Here is a 9,878-nt window from a genome sequence, read left to right on the forward strand (position 1 = left end):
CCCCACCACCCCGATCCGAAGCCAGCACGCGGACGGTGGTGCCGGGTCAAGGCACGCTTTCCCGCCTTGACGCGGTACCACCGGCCGTAGTGACAATCGAGCTTCGGGGTGGTGGGCACAGAGCGGCTTCCCCCGCTCTTCTCCGGCAGGGGGGCCGCCAAAGTTCTGCCGCCGTGGGTGCCGGCGCACCTCCGAGGTCGCGAATGACTCATTCGCGACCTCCGACGTCCCGAATGAGTCATTCGCGACACCGCAGGCCCGCCGCCGCCCCGCGAGTCGTCCCGACTTTGCCGAAACCCCGCCCAGCGAGGGCAGGCCCTGCGGCGGCAGGACTCCACGGCAGGCGGCTCCCGCGGCAGGCGGCTCCCGCCGCGGGGTGGCTTCCCAAGGCGAGCGGCTCCCGTGGCAGGCGGCTCCCGAGGTGGGGCGGCTCCCGCCGCGGGGTGGCTTCCCAAGGCGGGCGGCTCCCGTGGCAGGCGGCTCCCAAGGCGAGCGGCTCCCGTGGCGGGTGGCTCCCGCGGCAGGTGGCTCCCGCGGCAGGTGGTGGCTCCCGTGGCGGGCGGCTCCCGCGGCAGGTGGCTCCCAGGGGCGGGCGACCTCACGACAGGCCGAACACCCCGTCGACAAGGCCATCGTGCCCCCTCCGGCGCTCCTGAGAACCTTATTCTGGTCAGGACGGCGCTACGGACCGCAGGCCGCCACCTCCGGCGCTACTGAGGGGACCGATGACTTCGGGGATCGACGGCGGGCAGCTCGACCTGTCCGGGGTGCGGTGGCTGCCGGGCGGGGCGCGGCTGGCCGCCGTCGCCCAGGCGGAGCTGCCCCAGAAGGACGGCCTGGCCGCGGCGTTCTGCGGGCTCGCCGCGCTGCGGGCGGCCGGGCTCGACGTGCCGGATCAGGACACCGTCGCACTGGCCGCCGGCACCGTCCGGGGGCCGGCCGTGCACCCGCCGGGCGAGCCGGGCCGGCGGGACTTCCGGCTGCCGCTGCCCGTCGTCGACGACCCGGCCGCGGCCGGCACCCGGGTTTCGCGGCTGGCGGCGGCCGTCGAGTCGCTGTCGCGCGGGGCGCTCGCGGCGGTGCCGGTGACCGGCGAGTGGACCACCGAGGCGCTGTTCGACCTGCTCGTCGGGCTGTGGGACGTCCCGCGCGTCGCGGTGCTCGCCCGGATCGACGGCGCCGAGCTCGGCGCGCACGACACCCCGGAACGCGCGCTGCTCGACTACCTCGACACCGGCGTCCCTCCACTGTGGACGTCGCGCTGGCGCCCGCCCGGCGGTCACTTCGTGCTCCTGGCGGGCATCCGCATCGGCGCCGAAGGCACCTTGCTGTCCGTTGTGGACACCTATCCGTCGCTCGGTGACGACGGCCGGCACGACCAGCCCGTGGAATGGGTGACGGCGGCGCTGGCCGGGCTCGGCGTGCTCGTGGTCGTCGACACCGGCCAGGCCGGCGTGGTGCGCGCGGCGGCCGGTGGCGCCGGGCTCACTCCGTCCTTTTGGGACTGACCGCGAAGCGGGAGTGGCGGCGGCCGTAGGCGAAGTAGATCACCAGGCCGATCACCAGCCACGCGGCGAACCGGAGCCACGTCAGCACGTTCAGGTTCAGCATCAGGTACAGGCAGGCCAGCGCGGCCAGGACCGGGACCACCGGCGAGAACGGCACCCGGAACGGCCGGTCCAGGTCGGGACGGCGGCGGCGCAGCACCGGGACCGCCACGGCCACGATGATCATCGCCGACAGCGCGCCGATGCTCACCATGTCGGCCAGCTCGGAAATCGGGATGAACGCGGCCAGGACGGCGATGAGCGCCGCGCCGCCGATGGTCATCCGGTGCGGGGTGCCCCAGCGCGGGTGCGCGGTGCCGAGCGCCTTCGGCAGCAGGTCGTCGCGGCCCATCGCGAACCCGATCCGCCCGATCGTGACCAGCTCGACCATCATCACCGACGTCAGCCCGGTGACCGCGCCGAGCGAGATCAGCGCGCCCACCCAGTGCTGGCCGACCCGGTCGAACGCGTCCGCCAGCGGCGCGCCGGTGTCGATGTCGGTGAACGGGACCATACCGGTCAGCACGATCGAGACGCCGATGTAGAGCAGCGCGCACACGCCCAGCGCTCCGAGGATGCCGACGCGCAGGTCCTTGCGCGGGTTCAGCGTCTCCTCGCCGAGGTTCGCGAGCGCTTCGAAGCCGGTGTAGGCGAAGAAGACCACGGCGGCCGCGGTGATCATGCCGGCGATGCCGTACACCGACTGCTCCAGGCCGAGCGCGGCCTGGACGATCGGTTGCTCCAGCACCGTCGACCCGGCTTCGGGCGCCTTGGCCGGCGGGATGAACGGCGTCAGGTTCGCGCCCTTGACGAAGAATAGGCCGACCGCGAGCACCAGCACGCAGACCGCGACCTTCACGCACACCAGCAGGTTGGTCAGCCAGGCCGACTCCTTGATGCCCAGCACGGCGACCACGGTCAGCACGGCGATGATCAGCACCGCGCCGATGTTGACCTTCGCGTCCTCGCCGAACCACTCCGGCGACAGCCCGAGCAGGTTCGCCAGGTACCCCGACCAGCCGCGCGACACGACGGCGGCGCCGAGCGCGAACTCCAGCAGCAGGTCCCAGCCGATGATCCAGGCGAACACCTCGCCGAGGGTGGCGAAGGCGTAGGTGTAAGCGCTTCCCGCCGTCGGGACGCTGGAGGCGAGCTCGGCGTAGCACAGCGCCGCGAGCCCGGCGACGACCGCGCCGAGCACGAACGACAGCGTCACCGCCGGCCCCGCGTGGGTCTTCGCCTCGACGCCGGCCAAGGTGAAGATGCCGGTGCCGATGATGATCCCGACGCCGAACCCGATCAGGTCGCGCCCGCGCAGCCGCCGTTTGAGGTCCCCGGAGTCCTGGCGGTCCAGGACCTCGTCCACGTTCAACGTTCTCCGCTCACCCATGAGGAGAAAGTTAGAAGGTCACGGGTCTTTCCGCAGATCGGCGCCCGTCTCCTGGGCGAGGATCGCGGCCTGCACCCGCGACCGCAGGCCGAGCTTGGCCAGCACCCGCGACACGTGCGTCTTCACGGTCGCCTCGCCGATGTGCAGCCGGGTGCCGATCTGGGTGTTGGACAGGCCCTCGCCCAGGCAGCCGAGCACCTCGCGCTCGCGGTCGGTGAGGTCGCCGAGGCCGGGCGGGAGGGGCGCCGGGTCCGGGGCCGCCGCCGCGAACGCGGTGATCAGCCGGCGCGTGACCTGCGGGGCGAGCACGCCGTCACCGGCCGCGACGAGCTTCACCGCTTCGATCAGCCGGGGCGCTTCGACCGATTTGAGCAGGAAGCCGGCCGCTCCGGCCCGCAGCGCGCCGTGCACGTACTCGTCGAGGTCGAACGTGGTCAGCACGAGCACCTGGGTGAGCCCCGCGGACACCAGTTCCCGGGTGGCGGCGATGCCGTCGGTGCCCGGCATGCGGACGTCCATCAGCGTGACGTCCGGCCGCAGCGCCCGAGCCTGCCGGACGGCGGCGGCGCCATCGGCCGCCTCGCCGACGACCTCGATGCCCTCGGCGCTGCCGAGGATGGTCGTGAGGCCGAACCGGATGGCACTGTGGTCGTCGGCGACGAGGACACGGACCGTCATCACAGCCCGCCCACCGGGAGTTCGGCGCGGACGAGCCAGCCGTCGCCCGCCGGGCCCGCGGTGAGCTCGCCGCCCACCGCGTCCGCGCGCTCGCGCATGTTCAGCAGGCCCGTCCCCGCCCCGGTGGCGGGAAGCGGGCCGCGGACGTCGTTGCGGACTTCCACCGCGAGCACGCCGTCGAGGCAGCGGACGGCGACGTCGACCCGGCCGCCCGGGGCGTGCTTGACGGCGTTGGTCAGCGCCTCCTGCGCGATCCGGTACGCCGTCAGGTCGACCGCCGCCGGCAGCGGCAGCCGCTCGTCCACAGTGGACTCGACGTGCACCTCCAGCCCGCTGGCCCTGGCCGACTCCACCAGCTTGGCCAGGTCCGCCAGCCGGGCGGGCGCGGTCGTCTCCGCCTCGCCGCCGTCGGCCTTGAGCAGCCCGATCATCGCGCGCATCTCCTCCAGGGCGCTGACGCTGTTCTCCCGCACCGATTCCAGCACGGCCTTCGCCAGTTTCGGGTCCGGCAGCGACAGCGCCGCCTCCGACTGGATGGCGATGGCCGAGAGGTGCCCGGCGATGACGTCGTGCAGGTCGCGGGCCATCCGGCCGCGTTCGGCGGCGACCGCCGCCCGCCGGTCCAGTTCGGCGATCTTCGCCAGCTGCCCGGCGTTGGCGCGCTCGGCCTCGGCGACGTCGCGCTGCTGGCGGACGTTCGCCGCCCACCACACCGGCGTGATGACGAACGGCAGCACGGCGACCGCAGCCAGCACCGCGGCCCGCCACTGCTGCGAGAGGACCAGCACGGCGGCGAGCACGCCCACCACGGAGGACGCGGCGAGGCCGATCATCACCCGGCTGGTGCGCCGGGAGCCGTAGAGCGTCGCCGCGTAGAGGAAGTCGGTGTAGACGATCAGCACCGGCAGCGACGGGCCGAGCCGGACGTCCACCGCGAGCACCGCCGTGGCCAGGACCAGGGCCAGGGGGACGCGCCGGCGGAGCAGCTCGAGCCCGCACAACGCGGTCAGCTCCAGCAGCCGCACCCCCAGCGGCGCGTGGTCGTAGGCCGACACGAGCCGGTGGACGTCCGTCGCGTAGACGAGGAAGCCGAGCAGCCAGGTGGCCAGCGCGATCAGGCCGTCCTGCTGCCACACCGGGAGCGAGCGCAGGCGGGGGAGAGGCACCGGATCATCCCAGCACACCGCGTGAGGCGGCCGCGTCCTACGAAGTGATGACGCCCGGTCCGTCCCTTCGCGGACGCGGCCGGGCGGGCGGGCGCGGGAGCGTGGCGGGGTGGACGAGATCGGGAAGTTCTTCGCGGAGAACCCGATGGCGGCCGTCATCGCGGCGGGCGAGATCGGGTTCTGGGTGTTCATCGCGGCGGGGCTGGCGGTGCGGTACGTGCTGCGCCTGCGGCGCGCGTCGGTGGTGGTGCTGGCCATGGTGCCGCTGGTCGACGTCGTGGTGCTGGTGGCGACCGTGCTCGACCTGTCCGCCGGGGGCAAGCCGGGGTTCACGCACGGCCTGGCCGCGGTCTACCTGGGGTTCAGTGTCGTGTTCGGGCCGAGCATGGTCCGGTGGGCGGACGAGCGGTTCGCGCATCGGTTCGCCGGCCGCTTTTCGGGGGTTCCGGGTGGCGGAGCCCCCGGCCCGGGGCGAAGCCCCGGTTGTCACAGCGGACCGCCGCCACCGCCGAAGCGCCAGGGCCGGGAGAGGGCGCGGCACGAGTGGCGCGAGTGGGGCAAGTGCCTGCTGGCCTGCGGGCTGGCGGCGGCGGCCCTGCTGGCGGCGATCTTCGCGATCGGCGAGCCGGAGAGGGTGGCGCCGCTGTGGGGGTGGTTGCCGCGGCTGGGCACGGTGTCGGCGATCTGGCTGTTCGCCGGGCCGGTCTGGGAGGAGCTGTTCGGCAAGCGCGAGGAGGTGCGCTCGTGAGGGACCTGCCGGGTGCGCACTCGCCGCCGGTGCCGGTGCCGGTGCCGCGAATGACTCATCCGGGACCTCGGACGTCCCGAATGAGTCATTCGCGACCCCTCGGGCCGGGCGGGGGCGGTGGGTGAGGTGGGCCACAGACCGCGACACTCGCGTTGACACCGGGGGCACCGGGACCGAGCATTCCGGCCATGAACCTGTCTGACAGCCAGACAGCCGGACAAGGTGGTCCTCGCCGGGTGAGCGCCATGGAAGCCGTGCTGGCCCACCTGCGCGCCTCGATCGAGCGCGGCGAGCACGCCGTCGGCGAGAAGCTCCCCTCCGAAGCGGCCCTGAGCAGGGAGTTCGAGGTCAGCCGTTCGGTGATCCGGGAGGCGTTGCGCGGTCTGCAGGCGCTCGGCATGACCGAGTCGAAGACCGGCAAGGGCACCTTCGTCACCGCGACCGGCCCGGCCGACAACCCCACCTTCGGGCCCTACTCCGCCCGCGACCTCATCGAGGTGCGCCGGCACGTCGAGATCCCGGTCGCCGGGTACGCGGCCGTGCGGCGCAGCCAGGACGACCTCGACCTGCTCGCCCACCTGCTCGACCGGATGGACGCCGAGACGGACAACACCGCCTGGGTCGCGCTCGACTCGCTCTTCCACATCACCATCGCCCAGGCCTCGGGCAACCCGGTGTTCGGGAAGGTGATCGAGGAGATCCGGGACGCGCTCGCCCGCCAGTCCGCCTTCCTCAACCAGCTCGGCGACCGGCGCCGCCAGTCGAACATCGAGCACCGGGCGATCGTCAAGGCGATCGGGAGCCGCGTGGAAAGCGCCGCCGTCGCGGCCATGTCCGCGCACCTGGAGCACGTCGAAGCCACCCTCAACAGCATCGTGAACGGGGACCAGTGACCGAACAGACCCTCCCGGCCACGACCGGCACCACCGCGGACGCGGGCGACGCCGGCTACCGCAAGGCCCTGAAATCCCGGCACGTCAACATGATCGCCATCGGCGGCGCGATCGGCACCGGCCTGTTCCTCGGCGCCGGCGGACGGCTGGCCCAGGCCGGCCCGGCGCTGGCGATCGTCTACGGCGTCTGCGGGCTCTTCGCCTTCTTCGTCGTCCGCGCGCTCGGCGAGCTGATCCTGTACCGGCCCTCCAGCGGCGCGTTCGTCTCCTACGCCCGCGAGTTCATGGGCGAGAAGGGCGCGTACGTCGCCGGCTGGATGCACTTCCTCAACTGGTCGACCACCGGCATCGCCGACATCACGGCGATCGCGCTCTACGCGCACTTCTGGTCGTTCTTCTCGCCGATCCCGCAGTGGGTGCTCGCGCTGATCGCGCTGGCCGTCGTCCTGACGCTGAACATGGTGTCGGTGAAGCTGTTCGGCGAAATGGAGTTCTGGTTCGCCATCATCAAGGTCGCCGCGCTCGTGCTGTTCATGGTGATCGGCATCTTCCTGCTGGTGACGCAGACGCCGATCGACGGCGTCGCGGGCGGCCCGCAGCTGATCGCCGACCACGGCGGGATCTTCCCGTCCGGGCTGCTGCCGATGGTGCTGATCGTGCAGGGCGTGGTGTTCGCCTACGCCTCGGTCGAGCTGGTCGGCGTCGCCGCGGGCGAGACCGAGAACCCGGAGAAGATCATGCCGAAGGCGATCAACTCCATCATGTGGCGCATCCTCGTCTTCTACGTCGGTTCGGTCGTGTTGCTGGCGATGCTGCTGCCGTGGAGCTCCTACACGAAGGACCAGAGCCCGTTCGTCACCGTGCTCTCGCACCTGGGCGTGCCCGCGGCGGACAGCGTGATGAACCTGGTCGTGCTCACCGCGGCGCTGTCCAGCCTGAACTCCGGCCTGTACTCGACCGGCCGGATCCTGCGGTCGATGGCGACGGCGGGCTCGGCGCCGAAGTTCACCGGCGTGATGAACCGCAACCACGTGCCCTACGGCGGGATCCTGCTCACCGCGGCCGTCTGCGTGCTCGGCGTCGGGCTGAACTACCTGGTGCCGAAGGAGGCCTTCGACATCGTGCTGAACTTCGCCGCGATCGGCATCCTCGCCACCTGGGCCATCATCGTGCTCTGCCACCTGCTGTTCGTGCGCCGGGCCAAGCGCGACGGCCTCGAGCGGCCGTCCTTCCGGCTGCCGTTCTCGCCGTACACCGAGATCGCGACGCTGGTGTTCCTCGCCGCCGTCGTGGTGCTGATGGGCTTCGACGAGACCGGCCGGATCACCCTGCTCGCGCTGCCCGCCATCGCCGTCGCGCTGGTCGCAGGCTGGTTCGGCGTGCGCAAGCGGATCGACATGCGGGCGTTCGACGAGGAGGGCATGTGAGCCACGAACCCCTCGTCGAGCTGCTCCGCGACGGCCTGGTCGAGGGCGTCCACCACGGTTCGGCCGTGGTGCTCGCCCCGGACGGCTCGGTGCGGTTCGCCGCCGGGGACGTCGACACCCCGATGTACCCGCGGTCGACGGCGAAGCCGCTGCAGGCCACCGCGATGGCCCGGCTCGGCCTGCGCCTGTCCCCCGCCGGGTTCGCGATCGCCGCGGCCAGCCACTCCGGCGAGGCGATGCACCTGGACGCCGCTCTCGACGTCCTCGACGGGCGCTCCCCCGACCTGCTCGGGAACCCCGCGGACTTCCCGTTCGACCCGGTCGAGCGGGACCGCTGGCTCGCCGCCGGGCGGGCGCCCAGCCGGCTCGGGCACAACTGCTCCGGCAAGCACGCGGCGATGCTCGCGACCTGCGCCTTGAACGGCTGGCCGGTCGAGGGCTACCTCGACCCGGCCCACCCGCTGCAGCGCGCGATCGCCGCCACCGTCGAGGACCTGACCGGCCGGGGCATCGCCCGGGTGGCCGTCGACGGCTGCGGCGCGCCGCTCTTCGCAACGACGTTGCGCGGGCTCGCGACCGCGGTGTCGAAGATCGCGCTCGCCGCGCCGGACACGCCGGAAGGGCTGGTGGCCGCCGGGATCCGGCAGCACCCGGAGCTGGTCGGCGGCAGCCGCCGGGACGTCACCGCCGTCATGCGGGCGGTGCCGGGGCTGATCGCGAAGGACGGGTTCGAGGCCGTCCAGGTCGCCGCGCTGCCGGACGGCACGGCGATCGCGGTCAAGATCGCCGACGGCGGCGACCGGGCGCGCTACCCGGTGCTGGCCGCGCTGCTCGGACTGTGCGGGGTCGACGTCCCGCCCGGCCCGGACAACCTGCGTTTCGCCGGAAATCTTCCTGTGGGGAGCACCGTATGACCACCCGCCGCGAACACGACCTGCTCGGCGACAAGGACGTCCCCGCCGACGCGTACTGGGGCGTGCACACCGCCCGCGCCCGCGAGAACTTCCCCATCACCGGCACGACGCTCGCCGCCTACCCGCACCTGGTCGAGGCGCTGGCCTCGGTGAAGGAAGCCGCCGCGCGCGCCAACGCCGAACTCGGCCTGCTCGCCCCCGGCATCGCGGACGCGATCTGCGCGGCCTGCCGGGAAATCCGCGAAGGCGCGCTGCACGGCGAGTTCGTCGTCGACGTCATCCAGGGCGGTGCCGGGACGTCGACCAACATGAACGCCAACGAGGTCATCGCCAACCGCGCCCTGGAACTGCTCGGGCACGCCAAGGGCGACTACCACGTCGTCCACCCCAACGAGCACGTCAACCTCTCGCAGTCGACCAACGACGCCTACCCGACCGCGGTCAACGTCGCGACGATCCTCGCCGTGCGCGAGCTGTCCGAGTCGATGGTCGTGCTGGAGAAGGCGTTCGCGGCCAAGGCCGTCGAGTTCCACGACGTGCTGAAGATGGGCCGCACGCAGCTGCAGGACGCCGTGCCGATGACGCTCGGCCAGGAGTTCGGCACGTACGCGGTGATGCTCGGCGAGGACCGGCAGCGGCTGAACGAAGCCGTCGCCCTGCTGCACGAGATCAACCTCGGCGCGACCGCGATCGGCACCGGCCTCAACGCCGCGCCGGGGTACGCCGAAGCCGCGTGCCGCCACCTGCGGGAGATCACCGGCCTGCCGGTCGTGACCGCCGCCGACCTGGTCGAGGCGACCCAGGACTGCGGCGCGTTCGTGCACCTCTCGGGTGTCCTCAAGCGGATCGCGGTCAAGCTGTCCAAGAGCTGCAACGACCTGCGGCTGCTGTCCTCGGGCCCGCGCGCCGGGCTGAACGAGATCAACCTGCCGCCGGTGCAGGCCGGGTCGTCGATCATGCCGGGCAAGATCAACCCGGTGATCCCCGAGGTGGTCAACCAGGTCGCGTTCGAGGTGATCGGCCGGGCCGTATGAGTCGACCGGACGGTCGGCGTAGTCGTAGACCGTGGTGGTCTTGCGTCCGGCCGCGTCAGTGGTCGACAGCGGCAGATCCTT

General features: G+C 72.5%; 8 protein-coding genes and 1 pseudogene. 6 read left to right on the forward strand and 3 right to left on the reverse strand.

Annotation, left to right across the window (positions count from 1 at the left end):
* Positions 1 to 725: 725 nt before the first annotated feature.
* Entirely contained in the window at positions 726 to 1,508 is a 783-nt protein-coding gene (locus ACWDN5_RS44775) for a DUF6885 family protein (RefSeq protein ID WP_449680550.1), read from the forward strand.
* Here the strand turns inward: ACWDN5_RS44775 and ACWDN5_RS44780 are convergent.
* The 3 genes from ACWDN5_RS44780 to ACWDN5_RS44790 are packed head-to-tail and all read right to left on the reverse strand — an operon-like array spanning position 1,486 to position 4,781.
* A complete protein-coding gene (locus ACWDN5_RS44780; protein WP_449680555.1) occupies positions 1,486 to 2,913 on the reverse strand; it encodes an amino acid permease in 1,428 nt (475 codons plus the stop codon). The two genes, ACWDN5_RS44775 and ACWDN5_RS44780, sit on opposite strands and share 23 nt — an antisense overlap.
* 42 nt (positions 2,914 to 2,955) lie before the next feature.
* The gene (locus ACWDN5_RS44785) at positions 2,956 to 3,615 is read right to left on the reverse strand and encodes a response regulator (RefSeq protein ID WP_449680551.1); all 660 of its coding nucleotides are present in this window, start codon (positions 3,613 to 3,615) and stop codon (positions 2,956 to 2,958) included.
* Complete coding sequence (locus ACWDN5_RS44790) at positions 3,615 to 4,781, reverse strand: sensor histidine kinase (RefSeq protein WP_449680552.1); 1,167 nt, start codon at positions 4,779 to 4,781, stop codon at positions 3,615 to 3,617. Before ACWDN5_RS44790 ends, ACWDN5_RS44785 begins: the two co-directional genes overlap by 1 nt.
* 109 nt (positions 4,782 to 4,890) lie before the next feature.
* On the opposite strand from ACWDN5_RS44790, the gene ACWDN5_RS44795 reads away from it, so the two are divergent.
* From ACWDN5_RS44795 to ACWDN5_RS44815, 5 genes and pseudogenes are all read left to right on the forward strand, one after another.
* Positions 4,891 to 5,529, forward strand: a complete 639-nt coding sequence (locus ACWDN5_RS44795; RefSeq protein WP_449680553.1) for a hypothetical protein — start codon at positions 4,891 to 4,893, stop codon at positions 5,527 to 5,529.
* 245 nt (positions 5,530 to 5,774) lie between these two features.
* Positions 5,775 to 6,422 (forward strand): FadR/GntR family transcriptional regulator, encoded by a 648-nt coding sequence (locus tag ACWDN5_RS44800; RefSeq protein WP_449680556.1) that lies wholly within the window; start codon positions 5,775 to 5,777, stop codon positions 6,420 to 6,422.
* Positions 6,419 to 7,849 carry an amino acid permease gene (locus ACWDN5_RS44805; RefSeq protein ID WP_310974222.1) on the forward strand — a complete coding sequence of 477 codons (1,431 nt, stop codon included), beginning with the start codon at positions 6,419 to 6,421 and terminating at the stop codon, positions 7,847 to 7,849. Before ACWDN5_RS44800 ends, ACWDN5_RS44805 begins: the two co-directional genes overlap by 4 nt.
* Positions 7,846 to 8,763, forward strand: a complete 918-nt coding sequence (locus ACWDN5_RS44810) for an asparaginase (RefSeq protein WP_449680554.1) — start codon at positions 7,846 to 7,848, stop codon at positions 8,761 to 8,763. Before ACWDN5_RS44805 ends, ACWDN5_RS44810 begins: the two co-directional genes overlap by 4 nt.
* Positions 8,760 to 9,794, forward strand: a pseudogene (locus ACWDN5_RS44815) (aspartate ammonia-lyase); the annotation flags it as partial. The gene ACWDN5_RS44810 and the pseudogene ACWDN5_RS44815, both read left to right, overlap by 4 nt.
* Between the last annotated feature and the right edge of the window lie 84 nt (positions 9,795 to 9,878).

The sequence above is a fragment of the Amycolatopsis sp. NPDC003731 genome, from assembly GCF_053586895.1.

What these genes read in the sequence shown, in the direction of transcription:
- ACWDN5_RS44775 (WP_449680550.1), top strand. Translation starts at nt 726, where the DNA reads ATGACTTCGGGGATCGACGGCGGGCAGCTCGACCTGTCCGGGGTGCGG.
- ACWDN5_RS44785 (WP_449680551.1), bottom strand. Translation starts at nt 3,615, where the DNA reads ATGACGGTCCGTGTCCTCGTCGCCGACGACCACAGTGCCATCCGGTTC.
- ACWDN5_RS44800 (WP_449680556.1), top strand. Translation starts at nt 5,775, where the DNA reads ATGGAAGCCGTGCTGGCCCACCTGCGCGCCTCGATCGAGCGCGGCGAG.